The organism is Microbispora bryophytorum, from assembly GCF_006874465.1.
In the GTDB taxonomy this organism is placed as follows: Bacteria; Actinomycetota; Actinomycetes; order Streptosporangiales; family Streptosporangiaceae; genus Microbispora; species Microbispora bryophytorum.
In genome coordinates, this window is record NZ_VIRL01000003.1 from 174,095 (window position 1) to 195,456 (window position 21,362).

A 21,362-nucleotide genomic window follows, 5' to 3' on the forward strand; every position below is an offset into this window, starting at 1 on the left:
GTGGGGTTCGACGCGATCGAGGTCATCACCGTCAAGCGCGACCGGGGTGAGCTGCCGACCGCCCAGATCGACTGGGTGATCGACGCGTATACCCGGGGCGAGGTGGCCGACGAGCAGATGTCGGCGCTGCTGATGGCGATCCTGCTCAACGGCATGAACCGCAGGGAGATCGCGGACTGGACCCAGGCCATGATCAGGTCGGGGGAGCGGATGGACTGGTCCTCCCTCGACCGGCCCACGGCCGACAAGCACTCCACGGGCGGGGTCGGCGACAAGATCACCTTGCCGCTGGCTCCGCTGGTAGCCGCCTGCGGCGCGTACGTGCCGCAGCTGTCCGGGCGGGGTCTCGGGCACACCGGCGGCACGCTGGACAAGCTGGAGTCGATCCCCGGCTGGCGGGCGTCGCTGTCGAACGACGAGATGCTCGCCGTGATCCGCTCGGCCGGGGCGGTCGTCTGCGCGGCGGGCGCGGGTCTCGCGCCCGCCGACAAGAAGCTCTACGCGCTGCGCGACGTCACCGGCACGGTCGAGTCGATCCCGCTGATCGCCTCCTCGATCATGTCCAAGAAGATCGCCGAGGGCACGGGATCGCTCGTGCTCGACGTGAAGGCCGGCTCCGGCGCGTTCATGAAGAACGTGGACGACGCGCGGGAGCTGGCGCGGACGATGGTCGAGCTCGGCACCGACGCCGGGGTGCGCACGGTCGCCCTGCTCACCGCGATGGACCGGCCGCTGGGCCTGAAGGTGGGCAACGCGCTGGAGGTCGAGGAGTCCGTCGAGGTGCTCGCCGGTGGCGGCCCCGCCGACGTGGTCGAACTCACCGTACGGCTGGCCAGGGAGATGCTGGAGGCCGCCGCCGTCCCGGGCGCCAGGGACCCGGAGGAGGCGCTGAAGGACGGCTCGGCCATGGACGCCTGGCGGCGCATGATCGCCGCCCAGGGCGGCGACCCGGACGCGCCGCTGCCGACGGCCGCCGAGTCGGCCGTGGTCACCGCCCCCGCCTCGGGCACGCTGCGCACGCTCGACGCGCTCAAGGTCGGGGTGGCCGCCTGGCGGCTCGGGGCCGGCCGCGCCCGCAAGGAGGACCCGGTGTCGGCCGGCGCGGGCATCGTCCTGCACGCCAAGCCCGGCGAGACGGTGCGCGCCGGAGCCCCGCTGATGACCCTGCACGCCGACGAGGCCGCCAGGTTCGACCGGGCCCTCCAGGCTCTGGAGGGCGCGTACGAGATCGGCGAGGGGGACGGCGCCGAGCTGCTCCCCCTGGTGATCGACCGCCTCACCGCCTGACCGGCCCGGGGCGCGACTTCGTCCGACCCCGTGGACGGCCGGGACGTGATCTCCTCGAATGGCTGACGCACCTCACCGATGTGCTCGGCCACCGAGAGGTCACCGAGAGGTCAGCGGGTGATCAGCGGGTGATCAGCAGTGCGCCCATGCCGACGAACAGGCCGCCGGTGAGCATGTCGAGCCTCTTCCGCAGCCGCCGGTAGCCCCTGGTGATCCACGGGCTGCCGGCCAGGAACGCGACGGCCGAGAACCAGGCGAACGCCACGGCCAGCATCGCGCCGAGCGTGACCGCCCGCATGGCGAGGTCCGTACGGTGCGGGAGCAGGCTGGCGAACAGGGCGCCGAAGAAGACGAGGGCCTTGGGGTTGGCGAGGTTGGTCAGCAGCCCGGCGCGCCACTCGCGCAGCCTGCCCGGACCGTGCATGGCGACGGCCGGCGCCGCGTCGTCGCCGGCCGGGGACGACCGCCTGCGAGCGGCGCGGATGGTCGCCACGCCGAACACGATGAGGAACAGGGCTCCGGCGACGCGGGCGGCGAAGTAGAGCCACTCGAACCGCTGGACGAGCACGGTGACGCCGAACAGACCGGCGACGGCCCAGACGCCGAGGCCGGTGACGACGCCCGCGGCCGCGCGCACGCCGCTGCGCCGCGACCCGCCGGCCGAGTGTCTGAGCACGATGAGGAAGTCGGGGCCCGGGCTCATCACCACCAGGATCCAGACGCCGAGCAGGGGAAACAACGGCAGCCACGACATGGCGGGTCCTTCCTGGCCGGGCTCGGCCGGCCGACGGACGGTTCGGGGCAGGAAAGTCAGAGGGCTGAGGGTTGGGGGCTGAGGGCCGGGGGCGGGGGGCTGGGATAGGAGGGCAGGGATGGGGAGACGGCGGCGGGCTCAGCCGGCCACGGGCGAGGCGATGACGACGGTGACGTCCGCCGGGGCGTCGCCGGTGCGATAGCGGTGCGGGCGGTCGCCCGCGAAGGCCAGCAGGTCACCCGGCCCGAGGAGGCGCGGGTCGTCGTCCGGCCCGGCCGTGATCTCGCCCGCGGCGACAAGCAGGTGCTCGACCGTGCCGGGCGCGTGCGGGACGCCGTCGAGGTCGGTGTGCGGGGGCACGCGCAGCCGCCACAGCTCCAGGCTGTGCCCGCTGCCGATCCGGCGCAGCAGTTCGCGTGTCGGCCCGTCGCCGGCGGCGGGCGTCGAGGGCAGGTGGACGGGACCGGCGTCGGTGTCCCTGGTCAGCAGGTCGGTCAGGGGGATGTGCAGCGCCAGGGCGACGGCCTCCAGCGTCTCGATCGTCGGATTGCCGGTGCCCGCCTCCAGGCTGGACAGCGTCGCCTTGCCGAGACCGGCCCGGCGGGCGAGCTCGGCCGCGCTCATCCCGCGCTGCGTCCGGCGCAGCCGGATCTGGGCGCCGATCGCCGCCGCCGTTCCACTCACGGCGGCATCTTCAACGGAACCATACGTTCACTATAACGAACGATGGTCCGCGTCGCTCGCCGCGAGGGCGTCGCCGAGAGGCGTGCGGTAGTACAGGACCGACCGCCCCGCCCGTCGACGCCGTACGAGACCGGCGTCGAGGAGCACCTTGAGATGCCGGCCCACCGATCCCAGGCCCTGGCCGGTCAGCGCCATTAGATGGGTCGTGCTCTTCGGAGCGGCGAGCAGCACGAGCACCCGCGCCCTCGCCGGGCCGAGCAGCCTGCCGAGGGCCTCGGGCACCGGCGCCCGGTCCGGCTCGGCCAGCGTTCCCGAGCAGGGGTAGATCAGTGCGTAGTGCCGGCCCGCCGTCCAGGCGGCCCACGCCTGCCGGGGGGTGACCGGGACGAACATCAGCCTCGCCCCGCCGATCCGCCTCGGCGGGTAGTCGTAGGTGTTGATCTGCAGCCGATCGCCGCCGAGCCAGCGCATCCCCTTGCGCATGTCGTTCAGCGCGGCGGCCCAGCCGCCCTGGCTGACCTGGCCCACGCGGGCGACGATGTCGGCCTCCATGATCCGCCGGCGGCGCGGCCAGTCGGGCAGCACGGTCCGCGTCCACACCCATTCCAGCAGGCCGGCCGCGCGCTCGGACAGGTCGGGGCGGCGCAGCCGCTCCGGCAACGGGCCGCGCAGCGCCACCTCGATGTCGGCGTACGCGGTCTCGGGCGGGGTCGCGCGGACGACGGCCAGTTCCTCCTCGAAGGTGGGCTCGCCCTCGCCGGTCGGAGCGGGCGTGAGGAAGTCGGCGGTCCAATTGCGTCCCCGCGCGGCCCTCAGCAGCAACGCCGTGATCGGGTCGCCGGCCAGGAGGGCCCGGAAGGCGGGCAGGTGGGCGTCGAGCCATGCCCGCTCGCCCGGGTGCCCGGCCGACGCCCTCTCCAGGGTGTACAGGCAGGCGGTCGCCTCGGCCAGCGGAGAGATCACGAACCGGCTCTCCGCGAGAGTGTCGGCGTCGACCAGCCACCAGCCCATGTTTCGCCTCCCCGCGAAACAATAACGGCGCAGCGCGGCGGTGATCGAGGCTCCCGCCATGCGCACCTATCGGGAACTGTTCCGCACCCCTGAATACACGCCCTTGTTCACCCTCGCGTCCGCGCAGGTGGCGGCCTCGACAGTGAGCGGCCTGGCGCTCGGCACGCTCGTGTACGGGGCGACGGGGTCGCCGCTGCTGTCGGCGCTGAGCATGTTCGGCTCGTCCTTCGCGCAGGTGGTCGGGGCGACGGTGCTGCTGTCGGCCGCCGACCGGCTGCCTCCGCGCGCCGCGATGACGGCGCTGGCGCTGGTCCACTGCGCCGGCACCGCCGCGCTCGCCGTGCCCGGGCTGCCGCTGTGGGCGGTGTTCGCCGTCGTCCTCGGCGTGGGGCTCGCCGCCTCCCTCGGCGGCGGCGTCCGGTTCGGGCTGCTCAACGAGATCCTGCCCAGGGACGGCTACCTGCTCGGCCGCTCGGTGCTCAGCATGTCGGTCGGCGTGCAGCAGATCATCGGCTTCGTCACCGGAGGCGTGCTCATGACCGCGCTGTCCCCGCGCGGCACCCTGCTCGCCGGGGCGGGGTTGTACCTCGCCGCCGCGGCCGTCGCCCGGTGGGGGCTCACCGACCGCCCGCCCCGCGCGCAGGGACGGCCCTCGCCCGCGCAGACGTGGCGGATCAACCGCGCGCTCTGGTCGTCAGGGCTGCGCCGCCGCCTCTACCTGGCTCTGTGGGTGCCGAACGGCCTGATCGTGGGCTGCGAGTCGTTGTACGTCGCTTACGACTCGCGGCACGCCGGGCCACTGTTCGCCTGCGCCGCCGTCGGGATGCTCACCGGTGACACGCTGATGGGGCGGTTCGTCCCCAAGCGGTGGCGCGAGCGGTTGGGCGCTCCGCTGCGGCTGCTGCTCGCCGTGCCGTACCTGGTCTTCCTCCTCCACCCGTCCCTGCCGGTCGCGGTCGCCGCCGTCGTGCTCGCCTCGGCCGGATACTCGGCCAGCCTGCTGCTCCAGGAACGCCTCATGGCCGTCACGCCGGAGGAGATGAGCGGGCAGGCGCTCGGGCTGCAGTCGTCCGGCATGCTCACCATGCAGGGGGCCGGCGCGGCGGTCGCGGGGGCGGTGGCCCAGTTCACCTCGGCCGCGACCGCGATGGGCGTGATGGCGGTGGCCTCCGTCGTGGTCACCCTCGCGCTGGCGCCCGGCCTGCGGGCCGGCGTGACGGGGGAGGCCCGCTCCTCCGCGCCTGCCGGGAGGGCGGTGTGATCGGCCGTACGAGACGGTGTGCCAGGGTGGTCCTGCCGCGCCGGACCGGCCGGACGCGCAGAGGGGAGAGCCATGTCCGATCAGCGGGGCATCCGGCATGTCGAGATCGGCGTCGCCGACCTGGCCCGCTCGCTCGGCTTCTACCGCGACCTGCTCGATCTCGCCCCGGCGCAGGGGCCGGTGGGAGGCCCGGGCGTCGCCTGGCTGGCGGCGGGGTCCGTGCTGCTCAAACTGGTCGAGACGGGCGACGGCGATCTCGGCGGCTGGGTGAACGACGACCTCCAGCGCGGCATCCGGCACATCGGATTCAAGGTCGGCGACGTCGATCTGCGGGCCGAGCGCGTCCGCGACGCCGGGGTGCCCTTCACGCTGCCGCCGCTCGACGCGGTCGGCGGCGTGCGCATCGCATTCTTCCAGGACCCGGACGGCACCCATCTGGAGATCACGGACAACTATTTGCGGTATCACCGGGTCGCCTCACCGGAACTGGCCGAGCGGGAGCGCCTCGCCGCCCTGAGCAGGCCGCGTACGGCCCCGCCGGTCTTCGACCACGTGGCGGTCACGTCCGCCGGCCTCGACGTCGCGCTGGCCTTCTACCGCGACACACTCGGCTACGAGGTCGTCGGCCAGATCACGCAGGACCAGGACCCGCGAGGCTTCCTGATCACGTACCTGCTGGCCGGGGACGCGGTCCTGGAGGTGTTCACGTTCGCCGCCCCCACGACCGCGAGCCCGTGGACCCCCGACCCGTGCCGGAGGGGGTTCCGGCGCGTCGCCCTCGCCGTCGAGGACCCAGAGGAGGCGGCCCTGCGGCTGACGGAGGCGGGCGCGAGGGTGGCACCCGACGATGTGCTGGTGGACGCGGACGGCGTGCCCCTCACGCTCGTCTGACTGCGCTGGTCTGACTGTGCTCATCCGACCCTGCTCGTCCGACCCCGCCGCCTTCCCGGGAGCCGGCGCGTCCGGCCTGCTCGCGCGCCGGCGCGAGGCTCACGATCAGACGGGGCGAGGCGCCTCATCCGGGACGGGCGGGGCGTAGCCGGCGTTCACCAGGTGGGGGAACAGGTGCGCGGACAGGACGGCCCGGTGGGTGGGGATCGCCTCCGCGTGCCGTCGCCGGCCCTCCTCGGTGACGTGCACGAACACCCCGCGCCGGTCCGCCTCGCACAGCGCGCGGGTGACGAGTCCCTCGCGTTCCAGGCGGGCGATGAGGCGTGACAGGGCGCTCTGGCTGAGGTGGACCTGGTGGGCGAGCTCCTGCACGCGGAACTTGACCGTCCCCGGCTCGGCATGGAGGGACTGGCCCTCCACGAGGCGCTCCAGCACCTCGAACTCGCTCAGGCCGAGCCCGTGCTTGTCGCTCAGCTCCCGCTCAAGCACGCACGACACCTCCGCGTGCCGGGCGAGCAGTTCGCGCCAGGCCATGACCACGAAGCCGGTGTCGATGTCGTTCATGCGAGACCGCCTTTCTCGTCGCGACCATACCATGCGCGCACATTAGATGCATTCACATTATTTGCTTGTGCATTGAATGCATGTGCATGTAAGTTTCGGTGCCATGACTTCTTCCACTCAGGACGAGCGCTGGGGGGCCCGCCTGTGGGGTGTCCTCACCGTCCTTTGCGCCGTCGTGTTCCTCGATGCCCTTGACGTGTCGATGGTCGGGGTGGCGCTCCCCTCCATCCAGGCCGATCTCGGAATGTCCACCTCATCCCTGCAGTGGGTGGTGAGCGGCTACGTGCTGGGATACGGCGGTCTGCTGCTGCTCGGGGGCCGGACCGCCGACCTGCTCGGCCGCCGCCGGGTCTTCCTGATCGCCCTGGCCGTCTTCGCGGTCGCCTCGCTGCTCGGCGGGCTGATGAGCGACGGGACGCTGCTGATCGCGGCCCGTTTCGTGAAGGGCGTCAGCGCCGCGTTCACCGCGCCCGCCGCGTTGTCCGTCATCACCACGACGTTCGCCGAGGGGCCCGCCCGCAACCGGGCCCTGAGCATCTTCACCGCCTGCGGTGCCAGCGGTTTCTCGCTCGGGCTGGTCCTGTCCGGCCTGCTCACCGAGATCGGATGGCGCTGGACGTTCTTCATGCCGGTGCCCGTCGCGATCATCGCTCTCGTGGCCGGGACGCGGCTGCTCCAGCGGAGCGAGGAGCGCGGCGAGGGCGGCCACGACCTCCTCGGCGCCGCGACCATCACCGCGGCCATGCTGCTCCTGGTCTTCGCCGTCGTGGAGGCGCCCAAGGTGAGCGTGGTGCGCACCGTGCTGTCGCTCGCCGGGGCCGCCGCCCTGATCGGCCTGTTCGTCTGGCTGGAGCGCCGGGTGCGGCATCCGCTGGTCCGGCTCGGCATCCTGCGCTCCGCGCCGCTCGCCCGGGCCAACTTCGGTCTGGTCATCCTGTTCGGCTCGTACGTCGGTTTCCAGTTCGTGGCGATGCAGTACTTCCAGAACCTGCTGGGCTGGAGCGCCCTGGAGACCGCCCTCGCGTTCCTGCCGTCCGGGCTGCTGGTCGCGATCAGTTCGACCAAGATGGGCGGGTTCGCCGACCGCTTCGGCACCGCGCGGCTGATCGTGGTGGGCTCGGTGGCGCTGCTCGCGGGGTACGCGGTGTTCCTGCGGGTGGACCTCCACCCCAGCCTGCTCACGATGGTGCTGCCGGGAATGGTCCTGCTGGGCATCGCGTTCGCGCTGTCGTTCCCCTCGCTCAACATCCAGGCCACCGCGGGGGTGAGCGACGAGGAGCAGGGGCTCGCCTCGGGCCTGCTGAACACCTCCGGCCAGGTCGGCGGAGCCGTGGTGCTGGCGATCGTCACCGCCGTCCTGACCTCGGGGGCGGGCGGCGGTGACCCGATCGTCCGCTTCCGCGCCGCGATAGTGGTCTCGGCCGGGTTCGCCCTCGTCGGCCTGGCCGTCGCCCTCACCGGGCTCCGGCCAGGGCGGCGATCCGCGCGGCGATCCGGGCGGCGGCCGGTCGAGGCACGGGAGGAAACGGTGCTGGAGGTGGTCTGACCCTTCCGCGGTTCCCCGCCGTCCTCGAATGAGGGGGCGTCCCGGTCGCCGGGGCGCCCCCTGACGCCGTCCGCATGGCCGCCGGAGCCGACGCGGCGCGGTGCGCCGGACTCCGCGAGGCCGCGCCCGCCCCTGTCCGCTCAGCCGAGCGCCGACATGAACGAGGCGACGAGACGGGACCGGTCGCCGGGGAGCGCCCGCCCCCCGTGGACCATGAACGACGTCGTGGAGGTCTGCGGCACGCCGTGCCCGGCCAGCCACGAGGTCAGCTCCCGGCGGTGGTGGCCGAGGTCGATCCTGATCCGGGTGTCGGCGTCCCGGGCCAGATCCGTGATGAGGGCGCGGGCAGTCTCGTCGTCCTCCGCGACGATCGGCCCGACGAACAGCCGGTCACCGCTCCGCCAGGCCGCCCCGTAGCCGGTGAGCGCGCCGTCCCGCTCGGCGACCCTGACCTGCTCGGCGAAGGTGAACAGGCGGGCCAGCAGGCGCGACCGGTCCGCCCCGAAGACCTCGACGTCGAGGGCGCACAGCGCGGCCAGGTCCCGCCCGGGCTCGGCCGGCCGCGAGGAGCTCCGGCCGGGACCCGGCCCGCCGTACGGCTCGTCGCCGGCGTCGAAGCGGCCGGTCCGCGCCTCGATCAGGCCGACCGTCTCGAAGCCCAGCTTCTCGTACAAGGGCCGGCCGTACTCCGTCGCGTACAGGAACAGGGTCGCGTCGCCGGCCTCCGCCAGGACGTGGCCCAGGAGACGGCGCCCCAGCCCTCGCCCGCCGTAACGGGAGGCGACCAGCATCATGCCGACCGCGGCCGCCGTCCTGCCGTAGCGGGTGAGCACGACGGTTCCCACGAGTCCGCCGCCGTCCGGGGCGTCGATGCCGAAACCTTCGCCGCTTTCCAGCAGGAGCCGCCACTTGCGCTCCTCCCTCGGCCAGGAGCGGTCCTGTGCCAGGTCCATGCAGTGGGGCAGGTCTGCGAGGCCGAGGCGGCGGACGGGCAGGGCGGACGGGTCTGCTGGCTTCATGGGCACCTTTCCCTCGACGGCCCTCCGACGGTAGCGCCCCCGGGTGCCCCGGCCTGTGACGGAACGCCGCCGAAGCGGCGTGGGGATATGCGCATATGACGTGATTCCGGATCAACTGACACACTGGGCGGCATGGTCAGGAGGATTGAGGGCCCCACCCGTATTCCGGTGCCGGGTGGCAAGGTCATCGAGGAGTACGTCGGCCGCGTCAACAGCGGCGACGAGCAGGTCTCCATCGCGCGCATGGTGGCCCCGCCCGGCTGGGAGGAGCCCGCGCAGACCCCGGAGTTCGCCGAGTACACGCTCGTGCTCAAGGGGTCGGTCGTCGTGGAGCACGCGGGCGGCACGACCGTGGTGGAGGCGGGCCAGGCGTTCGTCAGCGAGCCCGGCGAGAAGATCCGTTACAGCTCCGGGCCGTCCGGCGCGGAGTACGTGGCCGTCTGCCTGCCCGCGTTCTCCCCGGACACCGCCAACCGCGAGGACTGAGGACGGCCAGGCTTAGGATTGCCGGAACAACGACGGCGGCGAGGAGGGCGCATGACCAGGCTGCCCATGCTGGAGGAGATTCGCAGGGCGCCCAAGGTGCTCCTGCACGACCATCTCGACGGCGGGCTTCGGCCCGGCACGATCGTCGACCTCGCCCGCGAATGCGGCCACACGCTGCCGACGTACGACCCCGATGAGCTGGCGATCTGGTTCAGGCAGTCCGCGGACTCCGGCTCGCTGGAGCGCTACCTGGAGACGTTCTCGCACACCGTCGGGGTGATGCAGACCCGCGAGGCGCTGGTCAGGGTGGCCGCGGAGTGCGCAGAGGACCTGGCGGACGACGGCGTGATGTACGCCGAGGTCCGGTACGCACCGGAGCAGCACACCTCCCGTGGCCTGTCGCTCGACCAGGTCGTGGAGGCCGTGCTCGAAGGCTTCCGGCTCGGCTCGGCCGGGCCCGACGGCAGGCCGCGGATCCGGGTGGGCACCCTGCTCACGGCCATGCGCCACCAGGCCCGCTCGATGGAGATCGCCGAGCTCGCCGTACGCTACCGGGACCTCGGCGTGGTCGGGTTCGACATCGCCGGAGCCGAGGCCGGCTACCCGCCCACCCGGCACCTGGACGCGTTCGAGTACCTCCAGCGGGAGAACGCCCACTTCACGATCCACGCGGGGGAGGGATTCGGGCTGCCGTCGATCTGGCAGGCCATCCAGTGGTGCGGCGCCGACCGGCTCGGCCACGGCGTGCGGATCATCGACGACATCACGGTGCCGGACGACGGCGAGGCCAAGCTCGGCAGGCTGGCGGCGTACGTCCGCGACAAGCGGATCCCGCTGGAGATGTGCCCGACCTCGAACCTGCAGACCGGGGCGGCCCCGTCGATCGCCGAGCATCCGATCGGCCTGCTGCGCCGCCTGTACTTCCGGGTGACGGTCAACACCGACAACCGGCTGATGAGCGGGACGAGCGTGTCGCAGGAGTTCGCCACGCTGGTCGACGCCTTCGGCTACGACTGGGACGACCTGCAGTGGTTCACGGTCAACGCGATGAAGTCGGCCTTCATCCCGTTCGACGAACGGCTCGCGCTGATCAACGGCGTGATCAAACCCGGCTACGCGCAGATGAAGTGGGGCGCATGAAGCCGCAGGTCTTCCGGTCGAAGGTGGCCTGGCTCCTCGGCTGGGCCTGGATGCTGTTCGCCGCCTGGAACGTGTGGGACCTGACGGCCCACGGCCGTCTGCCCAGCGCGCTGATCGCGGGCGCGGTGCTCGGCGTCATCACGGCGCTGGTCTTCGTGATGGCGCTGCGGCCCGCCGTCGTCGCCGAGGAGGGCGGCGTCCGGGTGCGCAACGTGTTCAGGAACGCCTACATCCCGTGGAACGGCGTGGACGACGTGTCCGTGACCAACGCCATCATGATCGCGTCCGGGGACACCACCGTGCGCTGCTGGGCGCCCCAGGCGACGGCCCGTGAGCGGGTCAGGGCCGCCGGGCGGGCCGCGAAGGCGGCCAGGTCGGCGAACAAGGCCGAGCGGGCGGCGGCCGAGGCCGTCGGTGCCCGCACCCATGCCGACTGGGTGGCCGACCAGCTCACGGAGATGAGCCGGTCCCGCCGGGAGAGCTCCTCCGGCGAGACCGGGGTCACCTGGTCGCCGTCCGCCCTGGCGGCCGTCGCCGCCGCGCTCGCCCTGGTCGTGGCCGCCTTCGCCCTCTCCTGACCACGGAGAGAGGCCTTGTGCGGCGCTGTGCGGCGCCGAACCCGTAATCGTTTGCCGAGGGGATTCGAGTGCGTCTGGCGCGAGTGATCGTCGTCGTTGTGCTCGCCGCGCTCGCGAGCGTCTACGTGATCGCGGGTGCGCCGATCGCGCTGGCGGTGTTCGGCGTGCAGGTTCTCTACCTGCTCAAGCTCAGGACGTGGTGGTTGCTCGCCGCGCAGGCCGTCCTCGTCTACACGGCGAGCCTCGCCGGCGGCGTCTCCACCGGGATCCTGGGATTCCTGGCCGGTTCGCTGCTGCTGACCCCTGCCCATCGTGATACCGCGCGCGTGCTCGCGCCGTTCGTGGTGGCGAGCGCGGCACTGATCGACGCCGCCCGCGGCGGGGCGACGGCCGACGCGACGATCACCGTGATACTGGTCTCGCTTGTCGTCTTCGGCCTCACCCGGCTCGTGGAGCGCGCGGGCGAGATGCACGCCGCCAGGCTCTCGCTGGCCGCCGCGGCCGTGGCCGCTGAGCGGCTGCGCCTGGCGGCCGAGCTGAACGACGGCCTCGGACGGAGCCTGGAGGTCATCGTCGAAGGCGGCCGCCGCGCGCTCGCGGAGCCGGACGGCGCGGCCGAGGTGCTGGCCTCGGTGACCGCGACCGCGCGTGCGGCACTGGCCGACGCCCGCGCCGCCTCCGCGAACTACCGCGCCACCTCCCTCGCTCCCGAGTTGGTCACGGCGCGGGCGATGCTCGACGCCGCGGGAATCGCCGTCGAGGTGCGCGGCGGCCACACCGAGCCGCTCGGCCCCGGCGGGGCGCTGCTGGCGAACGTGCTGCGGGAGGCCGTCACCGACGTCGTACGGCGGGGCACCCCCCGGCTGTGCGTCATCGAGACGAGCGAGCAGGGAGACGAGCGGGGAAACACCGTGCGGTTGCGGGTCGTCGACGACGGCCACCGCACCGCCGAGGGCCCCGACTTCGACGGGCTCCGGCTGGAGGAGGCGGGCGGCACCCTGACCACCGGTCTGTCCCCCTCCGGACGTTTCGTGGTGGAGGCGACGCTTCCTCGCGGCCCTTCCACCGAGGCGGCCCCCAGTGAGGCGGGCGCTGGTGAGGCGGGCGCTGGTGGGACGGGCGCCGGCGACGCTCACGCTCCGGAATTCCCGGCGGGCCGAAGGCGGCGATGGCCCCTGCCGAAGCTCGCCCACGACGCGTCGTACGCGATGTCGGTCGCGGTGCTCGCGGCCGTCCTCGTGGGCTTCAGCGCCAAGACGCTGCTCCAGCTCGACGGCCCCCTCGCGATCCCGGCCGCGGCGTGCCTCGCCGTGATCGTCGTCATGCAGCTCCGCTCCGTCAACGGGCGTCACATGGTGGCGCTCACCGTGATGGCGGTGCTCACGTACGCGCCCATCCCGGTCTTCGGACCCGTCTGGCTCGGAGCGGCGGGCTTCCTCGCCGGGCCGGTCCTGCTCGCGTTTCCATGGCGGGCCGCGTGGCCGACGACGGCGGCGATCGTGGCGAGCGTCGCCGCGGCCGGAATGCTGTTCGGCCTGCCGGCCCCCGTCCTCGCCAACAGCACGCTCAGCGCGCTCGTCACCGGGCTGGTGGTCTACGCCCTGCTCCGCCTGGCCCAGATCGTGAAGGAGCTCCAGGCCGCGAGGGAGAGCCTGGCCCGCTCCGCGATCGTCGAGGAGCGCCTGCGCGCCGCCCGCGACCTGCACGACCTGCTCGGGCACTCGCTGGCCGCGATCCTCCTCACCTGTGAGCTGGCCCGCCGCCTGAAGTGCCCGCGCGAGCGGATCGAGGAGATCGCCGCCATGGCGGAGGGCGCGCGGGCGGACCTGCGCTCGGTGTCGGGCGAGCAACGGGAGCTGTCCCTGGCGGCCGAGGTGGAGTCGGCGCGCACGGTGCTGTCGGCCGCCGGGATCCGGGTGACCGTGGAGCCGGTCGAGCTGAACCTGCCCGCCGAGGTCGAGACCGTGCTGGGCACCGTGCTCAGGGAGGCCGTGACGAACGTGCTCAGGCACAGCGAGGCCCGGCACTGCGCGATCACGATGCGCGCCGACGAGCGTGGGCTGCGGCTGCGGGTGCGCAACGACGGGGTGAGTGCGGGGAAGACGCGGCGGGGGTCGTCCGGCATCGGCAACCTGACCACCCGCCTCGCCGCTCTGGACGGCCGGTTGGCCTCGCACGTCGACGGCGACCGGTTCACGCTGGACGCCTGCGTGCCGCACCGCGCGCCGGTGCCCGCCCAGATGTAGCCGGCCTCCGGATCCAGCCGGCCCCTAGATCCAGCCGGCCTCGGTGGCGATGCGCACGGCGTCGGTCCGGTTGCGGGCGTTGAGCTTGGTGACGATCACGGTGAGGTAGTTGCGCACGGTGCCCGCGGCCAGGTGGAGCCGCGCGGCGATGTCCGTGGCGTCCGCGCCGGCGGCGGCCAGGCGGAGCACGTCGGCCTCGCGCGGGGTGAGCGGGTTGTCCGCCAGGTCCCAGGCGGTGACCGCGAGCGAGGGGTCGAGCACCCGTTCCCCGGCCGCGACCTTGCGGATGGCGGTCACCAGTTCGTCCGGCGGCGCCGTCTTGAGCACGTATCCGGCGACACCCGAGCCGAGAGCGCGGCGCAGGTGCCCCGGCTTGCCGTACGCCGTCAGCATCAGAGCGCGGCAGGCGGGCAGGCGCGTGCGGAGCTCGGCGGCGGCCGCCAGGCCGTCCAGCCTCCCGGGCATGTCGATGTCGAGGACGGCGACGTCGGGGCGGTGGACCAGCGCGGCGGCCAGGGCGGCCTCTCCGGACTCCACGGTCGCGACGACCTCCAGGTCCTCCTCCAGCCCGAGCAGGGCGGCGAGGGCGCTCCTGATGACGTGCTGGTCCTCGGCAAGGAGTACGCGAATCACGCCCATATGTCTACCAGTGTCCGGATCATGAGGACGTCATGGGCAGGAGGTGAGGCGGTCTCTGGGCCGCATGTCCGTTGATCGCCAGGCTTGAGCACATGACAGAGGTGCTTCGGCTTGACGCGGTGAGCAAGGTGTATGGGAAGGGACAGGGCGCGGTGGCCGCCCTGCGCGAGGTCTCGGTGAACATTTCCGGCGGGAGCTTCACCGCCGTGATGGGACCGTCGGGCTCGGGCAAGAGCACGTTCCTGCACTGCGCGGCGGGGCTGGACACGCCCTCCTCCGGTTCGGTGCGGCTGGGCGGCACGGAGCTGTCCGGCATGGACGAGACCCGGTTGACGGAGCTGCGCAGGCAGCGGATCGGCTTCGTGTTCCAGGCGTTCAACCTGGTCTCGTCCCTGACCGTGCTGGAGAACATCACGCTGCCGATGCGGCTGGCCGGGGCGCGGGTCGACCGGGCGTGGCTTGAGGAGATCGTCGGGCGGGTGGGGCTGGCGGGCCGCGTCGGACACCGCCCCGCCCAGCTGTCCGGCGGGCAGCAGCAGCGCGTGGCCATCGCCAGGGCGCTGGTGACCCGGCCGCAGGTGGTCTTCGGCGACGAGCCGACCGGCGCGCTCGACACGATGACGGCCCAGGACGTGCTCCGGCTGCTGCGGGAGGTGGTGGACGGCCTCGGCCAGACCGTGGTGATGGTCACCCACGACCCGGTGGCCGCCTCCTACGCCGACACCGTCCTGTTCCTCGCCGACGGCCGGATCGTGGACGCGATGGCCGCGCCGAGCTCCGAGAAGGTCGCCGAGCGCATGACGAGGCTGGGGGCGTACGCGGCATGATCATGGGACTCGCTCTGAAGACCCTGCGGCACCGCAGGGCGGCGTTCGCGGGGGCGTTCGTGGCGCTGGTGTGCGCCGCCGCGCTGGTCTGCGCGTGCCTGATGCTGCTGGAGACCGGCCTGCGGGGCGGGGTCGCGCCGGAACGCTACGCGGCGGCGCCGCTGATCGTCGCCGGCGACCAGAACGTGCACGAGACCGTGACCAAGTCCTCCGGGAAGGTCAAGACGAAGGCCAAGCCGCTCTCGGAGCGGGTCTGGGTCCCCGAGGCGGCGGCCGCGAGGCTGCGCGGCCTGCCGGGCGTCTCGGAGGTGCTGACCGAGGTGACGTTCCCCGTGAACGGGCACGCTCTCGGGCACGGGTGGGAGTCGGCGGGGCTCACGCCGTTCACCGTCGCACAGGGACGCCCGCCGCGGGAGAACCGCGAGGTGGTCGTGGACGCCCGCGCGGGCCTGTCCGTGGGCGCGGCCCTGCACGTGCGTGGCGAGGCGTACCAGGTCGTGGGGGTCACCGCGCAGGCCCTGCCGAGCCAGGACACGGTGTTCTTCTCGACGTCCGAGGCCCGCCGGCTGGCCGGACGCCCGGGGCTGGTGACCGCGATCGGCGTGTTCCCCAGGGTGGGGATGCGGGTGGATGTGTCGCCGGTGCTCTCCGCAGGAGAGCGTCTCGTGGCCTCCACCGGGGACGAGCGCGGCACGGTGGAGTTCCTCGACGCGGAGCAGGCGCGGGTGCGGCTGATCAGCCTCGGCGGCGCGCTGGGCGGCACGTCCCTGCTGGTGGCGATCCTCGTCGTGACCGGCACCTCCGCCCTCGCGGTCCAGCAGCGACGGCGCGAGATCGCCCTCCTCCGTGCGGTCGCGGCCACGCCCGGGCAGGTGCGCAGGCTGCTGGGCGGCGAGTCGCTGCTGGTCGGCCTCGCGGCCGGCGTCATCGGATCGGCGGCCGGCATCGCCCTCGGGTTCTGGCTGCGCGGCCGGTTCGTCGAGCTGGGCGCCATGCCGGAGAACCTGCGCCTGGTGGTCAGCCCGTTCCCGGCGGCGGCCGCCCTGCTGGCCGCCGTGGCGGCGGCCTGGGCCGCGACCCGCCTCTCGGTCCGCCGCACCGCGCGCATCCGTCCCGTCGAGGCGCTGGGCGAGGCCGCCATGGGCGGGGGCGGCCTGCCCCTCGGCCGGTCGATCGCGGGCGTCCTCTGCGTCGCCGGCGGGATCGTGCTGACGCTGGTGCTGTCGGGCCTCGAGACCGAGGCGGCGTCGAGCCCCGTGACGATGCTGACCGCGCTCGTCTGGACGGTGGCCGTCACCCTGCTCGGGCCGGTGCTCGCCCGCGTCGCGACCGTCCTGCTCGGCGTCGCGCTGCGCGCCTCCAGCGCCGGATACCTGGCGGCCCGCAACCTGCGGACGGGCCCGGGACGGATGGCCTCCGTGATGGCGCCGCTGACCCTTCTGGTCGCCATGACCTGCACCATCCTGTTCACCCAGACCACGATGGGACACGCGTCGGCCGCGCAGGCCGCCGCCGGCACCCACGCCGACTACGTGGTGAGCGGCGCGACGGCGGACGCGGTGCGCCGCGTGCCGGGCGTGAAGGCCGTCACCTCGGTGGTGCGCACCTCAGTGCGCGTCGGGCTGGACAAGTACGCCGCGCAGGGCGTCGACGGCGGCGAGCGGCCGCTCCGGCAGGCCGTGGACCTCGGAGTCGTGTCCGGCTCGCTCGACGGGTTCGGCGCCGGGTCGGTCGCGCTGAGCGAGTCGGCGGCCTCCAGGCTCGGGCTGTCGATCGGCGACGCGGTCAGGCTCACCCTGGGCGACGGCACCCCTGCGGAGCTGAAGGTCGTGGCCGTCTACTCCCGCGGCCTCGGGTTCGGCGACCTGACCCTGCCGTACGCGCTGGTCGCAGATCATGTCGACGATCCCTCGGGCACCCTGCTGGTCGAGGCCCCCTCGGTCCGGCGTGAGGCCGTGGCCGCCGTGGCGCCCGTGGTGTCGCCGACGGAAGGGATCGGGACGCAGACACCGAACGCCGAGGTCAACTACGTGGCCATGGGCCTGATCATCGCTTTCAGCGCGATCGCCGTCGTCAACACGCTGGCCATGTCCACCACGGATCGGTCGCGGGAGCTGGCCCTGCTCCGCCTGGTCGGCGCGACCCGGCGGCAGGTGCTGCGCATGCTCCGCCTGGAGACCCTGACCGCGCTGACCGTCTCCGTGCTCGCCGGGACCGGCATCGCGCTGATCACACTGTCGGCCTTCAGCAGGGGGATGACCGGGTCGGCCCTGCCGTACGTCCCTCCGGTGGGCTACGCGCTGGTGATCGCCGCCGTGGCCGCGCTCGCCCTGATCGCCACGAGCCTCCCCGCGCGTCTCGCCCTGCGCGCCCGCCCGGCGGAGACCATCGGCGCCCGCCAGTAGCCGGGCCGCCGCCGACCCCCACACGAAACGAAAGCGGAGAACCATGAACCGCATCGCCTTCATCGGCGCAGCCGCCCTGATCTCCCTGTCCGCCACCCCGGTCGCGGCTCACGCCGCCACGGCCTGGACCTCCTGCGGCGCCACCGGCGGGCTGGACCCCCGCCAGGAGTGCACGACGCTCCAGGTCCCTCTCACGTACGGCAAGCCGGGCGGCGGCACGATCTCCCTGGCCGTCTCCCGGATCCGTACGGCGCGGCCGGGACTGCGCAGGGGCGTGCTGCTACTCATCCCCGGAGGACCCGGCAGCCCGGGCCTGAGCAGGCCGAGCACGATGGTGAAGCGCCTGCCGAGCGCCGTGCTCGACCGTTACGACCTGATCGGCTTCGACCCGCGGGGCGTCGGCCAGAGCTCGCCCGTCTCCTGTGGCCTCGCGCACGAGGATCTGGCGCCCTCCCGGCTCAAGCCCTACCCCTCGGCCGGCGGCGACATCAGCGAGAACGTCGCGTACGCCCGCAGGTTCAGCGAGGCCTGCGCCCGCAACGGCGGCCCCGTGCTGCGCAGCATCAGCACGCGCAACGAGGCCAGGGACATCGACGTCATCCGCCGGGCCCTAGGGGAGGAGCGCCTGTCCTACTGGGGCGTCTCCTACGGCACGTACGCCGGAGCCGTCTACGCCACGATGTTCCCCGGCCGGACCGACAGGGTGATCCTCGACAGCAACGACGATCCCGACCCTGGCCAGGTCGCCCGGGTCTGGCTGGCCAACTACTCGCTGGGCGTCGAGGACCGCTTCCCCGACTTCGCCGCCTGGGCCGCCGCCCGTGACGACGAGTACGGCCTGGGGACGGACGCCGGCGCGGTCCGCCGCACCTTCCTGGACCTCGCCGAGCGCCTGGACCACGCTCCGATCGCATGGCCTGGCGCGAACCCGCCGCGGCTCGACGGCGCGGCCCTGCGGGAGACCATGCTGAACGCGCTGTATTCCGATACCGGGTTCCCCGGCCTGGCCGGGCTCATGCGGGCGGCGCTCGGCTCGGGTCCCCTTCCCGAGCCCTCCAGCGCGCCGGACGCGGCGCTGCAGAACGGCGCGGCCTCGGTGGCCGCGACCATCTGCAACGACGTCGAGTGGCCGAGCTCGGCCGGCCTGCACCGGCGGCTGGTGGCCCGCGACCGGGCGGCCCACCCGCTCACCGGCGGCATGCCGGTGAACATCGGTCCCTGCGCCTACTGGCCCTACCGGCCGGCGGAGGCGCCGGTGCGGGTCACGTCGCAGGGACCGTCCAACGTGTTGCTCGTGCAGAACCTGCGCGACCCGGCGACGCCGTACAGCGGCGCCCTGCGGATGCGCGAGGCCTTCGGGAGCCGGGCGCGCATGGTCGCCGTCGACTCGGGCGGGCACGGGTCCTACCTGGTCAACGGCAACGCCTGTGGCGACGACACCGTCACCTCGTTCCTGGTCACCGGCAGGCGGCCGGCCCGGGACACGATCTGCAGGTAGGCGCGCTCAAAGGCCGAGGGCGACGGCGAGGTCCTTCTTCAGGTCCTCCAGGTCCTGCGCGGCCCGGGCCCGGGCGGGCGCGACGTCGTCGCCCTCGACCGGTACGACGACCTCCAGGTAGCACTTGAGCTTGGGCTCGGTGCCGCTGGGCCGGACGATGATCCGGGCGCCGCCGGACAGGCGGTAGCGCAGGCCCTCGGTCGGCGGCAGCCCCGCCACCCCCTGGGACAGGTCCTCGGCCGACTCCACCGTCCGGCCCGCCAGCTCCACGGGCGGGTGCGTGCGCAGGCGCTCGATGGCCTTGGCGATCAGCGACAGGTCCTCGACCCGGACGGAGAGCTGGGTGGTCGCGTGCAGGCCGTAGCGGCGGGCCTGGTCGTCCAGCAGGTCGAGCAGCGATCTGCCGTCCCGCTTGGCCGCGGCGGCCATCCCGGCCACCGTGAGGGCGGCCCCCACGCCGTCCTTGTCGTGCACCGGCAGCCCGGCGTCCGATCCCACGCTGTAGCCCAGCGCCTCCTCGTAGCCGAAGACCAGCCCCGGTCCCGTCTTCATGATCCATTTGAAGCCGGTCAGCGTCTCCGCGTGCCGCACGCCGTGCCCGGCGGCGATCTTGGCGAGCAGCGACGACGACACGATCGAGGTGGCGACCAGCCGGTCGCCGCCCGAGGTGTGCCGCAGCACGTGCTCGGCCAGCAGGCCGCCCACCTCGTCGCCGGTCAGCATGCGGTAGCCGCCGCCCGGCAGCGGGGCGCCCACCGCGCAGCGGTCCGCGTCCGGGTCGTTGGCGATCACCAGGTCGGCGCGGGTCGCGGCGGCGAGTTCGAGCGCGAGGTCCATGGCGCCCGGTTCCTCCGGGTTGGGGAACGCCACGGTGGGGAAGTCCGGGTCGGGCATCGCCTGCCGGCTCACCGTGACCGGCACCTCGAAGCCCGCCACGCGGAACGCCTCGGACACGGTCGCGCCGCCCACGCCGTGCAGGGGTGTGTACGCGACCGCGATCTCGCGGGCGTCGCCGATGGGGAGCGCGGCCAGGGCCCGCAGGTACGGCACGACGATGTCGTCGTGGCCGAGGGTCTGCCAGTCCTCGCCCAGCGGGAGGGCGTCCACCCGGCCGACCGCGTCGATGGCGGCGGAGATCTCCTGGTCGATCGGCGGCACGATCTGCGCGCCGTCGCCCCAGTAGACCTTGTAGCCGTTGTCCTGGGGAGGGTTGTGCGAGGCGGTCACCATGACGCCCGCGTCCGCGCCGAGGTGGCGCACGGCGAAGGCCAGGACGGGGGTGGGCCACCTGCCGCCCATGACCGAGGCGCGCAGGCCCGCCCCGGTCAGCACGCGGGCCGTGTCGGTGGCGAAGACGTCGGACTTGTGCCGCCCGTCGTAGCCGATCACCACGTGGCGTCCCGGCCCGAGGACGCGGGCCAGCCCGGCGGCCGCCCGCATCACCGTGACCCGGTTCATCCGGTTCGGGCCGGCTCCCAGCGCGCCGCGCAGGCCCGCCGTGCCGAACTCGAGCTTCGCGCCGAAACGGTCCTCCAGGGCGGCCGGATCGGCATGCCCGTGTGACCCGCCGCGCTTCAGGAGCGCGTCGAGCTCCGCCCGCGTCTCGGGGTCGGGGTCCTGGTCGCGCCACTGTTCGGCGAGCCGTACGAGGTCGGTCATTGCGTCGGTCACGTATGGGCTCCCTACAGCTTGTCGACGACCTGGGCGAGCAGGACGCCCATGCGGGCGGCCGTGGCCCGGCCGACCTGCAGGACCTCCTCGTGGTTGAGCGGCTCGCCCACCAGGCCCGCGCCGGGGTTGGTCACCAGGGAGATCCCGAGCACCTCTGCCCCGGCCTCCCGGGCGGCGACCGCCTCCAGCACGGTGGACATGCCCACGAGGTCGCCGCCGAGCGTGCGCAGCATGCGGATCTCCGCGGGCGTCTCGTACGTCGGGCCGCGGAAGGCGACGTAGACGCCCTCGGCCAGCGAGGGGTCCACCGCGCGGGCGAGGTCGCGCAGGCGCTTGGAATACACCTCCGTGAGGTCGATGAACGTCGCGCCCGTGATCGGGTTGTCACCGGTGAGGTTGATGTGGTCGCTGATCAGGACCGGGTCACCGACCTTCTGGGTCTCCGGCCGCAGCCCGCCCGCCGCGTTGGTCAGCACCACCGTGCGCACCCCCGCCGCGACTGCCGTGCGCACCCCGTGGACCACCGGCTCGACCCCGCGGCCCTCGTACAGATGCGTACGGCCAAGGAAGATCAGGGCGTTGAGCCCTGAGCCCGTGCGCACCGCGCGCACCGTGCCCGCGTGACCGGCGACCGCGGGAGGGGAGAACCCGGGCAGTTTCGTCACCGCGAGCTCGGCGACCGTCTCGCCGATGACGTCCGCGGCCGGGACCCAGCCCGAGCCCATGACGAGGGCGACGTCGAAGGAAGGGATGCCGGTGAGGTTCCTCAGCGTGGTCGCGGCCTCGGCCGCCAGGTCATATGGGGTCACTTTGCTGAGGGTACAGAAGAGCATGAACCCGGCGGATAAGAGCCGG

Annotated in this window: 19 protein-coding genes; 11 read left to right on the top strand and 8 right to left on the bottom strand. The window is 73.4% G+C overall.

The window, feature by feature from the left end; genetic code table 11:
- Positions 1-1,287 (top strand): thymidine phosphorylase, encoded by a 1,287-nt coding sequence (locus tag FLX07_RS08330; protein WP_142569246.1) that lies wholly within the window; start codon positions 1-3, stop codon positions 1,285-1,287.
- Between the two features lie 121 nt (positions 1,288-1,408).
- On the opposite strand, the gene FLX07_RS08335 is transcribed toward FLX07_RS08330, so the two are convergent.
- From FLX07_RS08335 to FLX07_RS08345, 3 genes are all read right to left on the bottom strand, one after another.
- A complete protein-coding gene (locus tag FLX07_RS08335; RefSeq protein ID WP_142569247.1) occupies positions 1,409-2,041 on the bottom strand; it encodes a LysE family translocator in 633 nt (210 codons plus the stop codon).
- A 138-nt stretch (positions 2,042-2,179) separates the two neighbouring features.
- A complete protein-coding gene (locus FLX07_RS08340) occupies positions 2,180-2,725 on the bottom strand; it encodes a helix-turn-helix domain-containing protein (protein ID WP_229689531.1) in 546 nt (181 codons plus the stop codon).
- A gap of 30 nt (positions 2,726-2,755) precedes the next feature.
- The gene (locus FLX07_RS08345; protein ID WP_244311152.1) at positions 2,756-3,796 is read right to left on the bottom strand and encodes an ArsR/SmtB family transcription factor; all 1,041 of its coding nucleotides are present in this window, start codon (positions 3,794-3,796) and stop codon (positions 2,756-2,758) included.
- Between FLX07_RS08345 and FLX07_RS08350 the strand changes: the two genes are divergently transcribed.
- Complete coding sequence (locus tag FLX07_RS08350) at positions 3,795-4,997, top strand: MFS transporter (protein WP_142569249.1); 1,203 nt, start codon at positions 3,795-3,797, stop codon at positions 4,995-4,997. The two genes, FLX07_RS08345 and FLX07_RS08350, sit on opposite strands and share 2 nt — an antisense overlap.
- A gap of 72 nt (positions 4,998-5,069) precedes the next feature.
- Positions 5,070-5,888: a VOC family protein gene (locus FLX07_RS08355; RefSeq protein ID WP_142569252.1), complete on the top strand. Its 819-nt coding sequence runs from the start codon at positions 5,070-5,072 to the stop codon at positions 5,886-5,888.
- 105 nt (positions 5,889-5,993) lie between these two features.
- Here the strand turns inward: FLX07_RS08355 and FLX07_RS08360 are convergent, their stop codons facing one another.
- Positions 5,994-6,452, bottom strand: coding sequence for a MarR family winged helix-turn-helix transcriptional regulator (locus FLX07_RS08360; protein WP_142569254.1), 459 nt, complete (start codon positions 6,450-6,452; stop codon positions 5,994-5,996).
- Positions 6,453-6,555: 103 nt separating this feature from the next.
- Here FLX07_RS08360 and FLX07_RS08365 point away from each other — a divergent pair, with 103 nt between their 5' ends.
- Complete coding sequence (locus tag FLX07_RS08365; protein ID WP_167748158.1) at positions 6,556-7,998, top strand: MFS transporter; 1,443 nt, start codon at positions 6,556-6,558, stop codon at positions 7,996-7,998.
- Between the two features lie 140 nt (positions 7,999-8,138).
- Here FLX07_RS08365 and FLX07_RS08370 read toward each other — a convergent pair whose 3' ends face one another.
- Positions 8,139-9,017 (bottom strand): GNAT family N-acetyltransferase, encoded by an 879-nt coding sequence (locus FLX07_RS08370; protein WP_142569258.1) that lies wholly within the window; start codon positions 9,015-9,017, stop codon positions 8,139-8,141.
- 132 nt (positions 9,018-9,149) lie between these two features.
- Here FLX07_RS08370 and FLX07_RS08375 point away from each other — a divergent pair, with 132 nt between their 5' ends.
- The 4 genes from FLX07_RS08375 to FLX07_RS08390 all read left to right on the top strand — a co-directional run bounded on the left by FLX07_RS08375 (position 9,150) and on the right by FLX07_RS08390 (position 13,467).
- On the top strand, positions 9,150-9,503 hold the full coding sequence (locus FLX07_RS08375; protein WP_142569260.1) for a cupin domain-containing protein: 354 nt from the start codon (positions 9,150-9,152) through the stop codon (positions 9,501-9,503).
- Positions 9,504-9,554: 51 nt separating this feature from the next.
- Complete coding sequence (locus tag FLX07_RS08380; protein WP_142569263.1) at positions 9,555-10,643, top strand: adenosine deaminase; 1,089 nt, start codon at positions 9,555-9,557, stop codon at positions 10,641-10,643.
- Positions 10,640-11,221, top strand: a complete 582-nt coding sequence (locus tag FLX07_RS08385; RefSeq protein WP_142569264.1) for a PH domain-containing protein — start codon at positions 10,640-10,642, stop codon at positions 11,219-11,221. Before FLX07_RS08380 ends, FLX07_RS08385 begins: the two co-directional genes overlap by 4 nt.
- A 68-nt stretch (positions 11,222-11,289) precedes the next feature.
- Positions 11,290-13,467: a sensor histidine kinase gene (locus tag FLX07_RS08390; protein WP_208762120.1), complete on the top strand. Its 2,178-nt coding sequence runs from the start codon at positions 11,290-11,292 to the stop codon at positions 13,465-13,467.
- Positions 13,468-13,491: 24 nt separating this feature from the next.
- Here FLX07_RS08390 and FLX07_RS08395 read toward each other — a convergent pair whose 3' ends face one another.
- The gene (locus FLX07_RS08395) at positions 13,492-14,100 is read right to left on the bottom strand and encodes a response regulator transcription factor (protein WP_208762121.1); all 609 of its coding nucleotides are present in this window, start codon (positions 14,098-14,100) and stop codon (positions 13,492-13,494) included.
- Between the two features lie 98 nt (positions 14,101-14,198).
- Here FLX07_RS08395 and FLX07_RS08400 point away from each other — a divergent pair, with 98 nt between their 5' ends.
- Genes FLX07_RS08400 through FLX07_RS08410 form a run of 3 tightly spaced genes read left to right on the top strand, consistent with a single transcriptional unit; the run spans position 14,199 to position 18,836 of the window.
- The gene (locus tag FLX07_RS08400) at positions 14,199-14,933 is read left to right on the top strand and encodes an ABC transporter ATP-binding protein (RefSeq protein WP_142569268.1); all 735 of its coding nucleotides are present in this window, start codon (positions 14,199-14,201) and stop codon (positions 14,931-14,933) included.
- 2 nt (positions 14,934-14,935) lie between these two features.
- Positions 14,936-17,338 (top strand): FtsX-like permease family protein, encoded by a 2,403-nt coding sequence (locus FLX07_RS08405; RefSeq protein ID WP_223853034.1) that lies wholly within the window; start codon positions 14,936-14,938, stop codon positions 17,336-17,338.
- A gap of 43 nt (positions 17,339-17,381) precedes the next feature.
- Complete coding sequence (locus tag FLX07_RS08410; protein ID WP_142569272.1) at positions 17,382-18,836, top strand: alpha/beta hydrolase; 1,455 nt, start codon at positions 17,382-17,384, stop codon at positions 18,834-18,836.
- Positions 18,837-18,842: 6 nt separating this feature from the next.
- Here FLX07_RS08410 and FLX07_RS08415 read toward each other — a convergent pair whose 3' ends face one another.
- Positions 18,843-20,495 carry a phospho-sugar mutase gene (locus FLX07_RS08415; RefSeq protein ID WP_142569916.1) on the bottom strand — a complete coding sequence of 551 codons (1,653 nt, stop codon included), beginning with the start codon at positions 20,493-20,495 and terminating at the stop codon, positions 18,843-18,845.
- A gap of 23 nt (positions 20,496-20,518) precedes the next feature.
- Complete coding sequence (locus tag FLX07_RS08420; protein WP_373292463.1) at positions 20,519-21,316, bottom strand: purine-nucleoside phosphorylase; 798 nt, start codon at positions 21,314-21,316, stop codon at positions 20,519-20,521.
- Between the last annotated feature and the right edge of the window lie 46 nt (positions 21,317-21,362).

Excerpts from the sequence above, each read along its gene's own strand:
- FLX07_RS08405 (WP_223853034.1), top strand. The coding sequence starts at position 14,936 with ATGGGACTCGCTCTGAAGACCCTGCGGCACCGCAGGGCGGCGTTCGCG.
- FLX07_RS08355 (WP_142569252.1), top strand. The coding sequence starts at position 5,070 with ATGTCCGATCAGCGGGGCATCCGGCATGTCGAGATCGGCGTCGCCGAC.
- FLX07_RS08375 (WP_142569260.1), top strand. The coding sequence starts at position 9,150 with ATGGTCAGGAGGATTGAGGGCCCCACCCGTATTCCGGTGCCGGGTGGC.
- FLX07_RS08410 (WP_142569272.1), top strand. The coding sequence starts at position 17,382 with ATGAACCGCATCGCCTTCATCGGCGCAGCCGCCCTGATCTCCCTGTCC.
- FLX07_RS08350 (WP_142569249.1), top strand. The coding sequence starts at position 3,795 with ATGCGCACCTATCGGGAACTGTTCCGCACCCCTGAATACACGCCCTTG.
- FLX07_RS08370 (WP_142569258.1), bottom strand. The coding sequence starts at position 9,017 with ATGAAGCCAGCAGACCCGTCCGCCCTGCCCGTCCGCCGCCTCGGCCTC.
- FLX07_RS08345 (WP_244311152.1), bottom strand. The coding sequence starts at position 3,796 with ATGGCGGGAGCCTCGATCACCGCCGCGCTGCGCCGTTATTGTTTCGCG.
- FLX07_RS08335 (WP_142569247.1), bottom strand. The coding sequence starts at position 2,041 with ATGTCGTGGCTGCCGTTGTTTCCCCTGCTCGGCGTCTGGATCCTGGTG.
- FLX07_RS08415 (WP_142569916.1), bottom strand. The coding sequence starts at position 20,495 with ATGACCGACCTCGTACGGCTCGCCGAACAGTGGCGCGACCAGGACCCC.
- FLX07_RS08400 (WP_142569268.1), top strand. The coding sequence starts at position 14,199 with ATGACAGAGGTGCTTCGGCTTGACGCGGTGAGCAAGGTGTATGGGAAG.
- FLX07_RS08380 (WP_142569263.1), top strand. The coding sequence starts at position 9,555 with ATGACCAGGCTGCCCATGCTGGAGGAGATTCGCAGGGCGCCCAAGGTG.
- FLX07_RS08360 (WP_142569254.1), bottom strand. The coding sequence starts at position 6,452 with ATGAACGACATCGACACCGGCTTCGTGGTCATGGCCTGGCGCGAACTG.
- FLX07_RS08365 (WP_167748158.1), top strand. The coding sequence starts at position 6,556 with ATGACTTCTTCCACTCAGGACGAGCGCTGGGGGGCCCGCCTGTGGGGT.
- FLX07_RS08385 (WP_142569264.1), top strand. The coding sequence starts at position 10,640 with ATGAAGCCGCAGGTCTTCCGGTCGAAGGTGGCCTGGCTCCTCGGCTGG.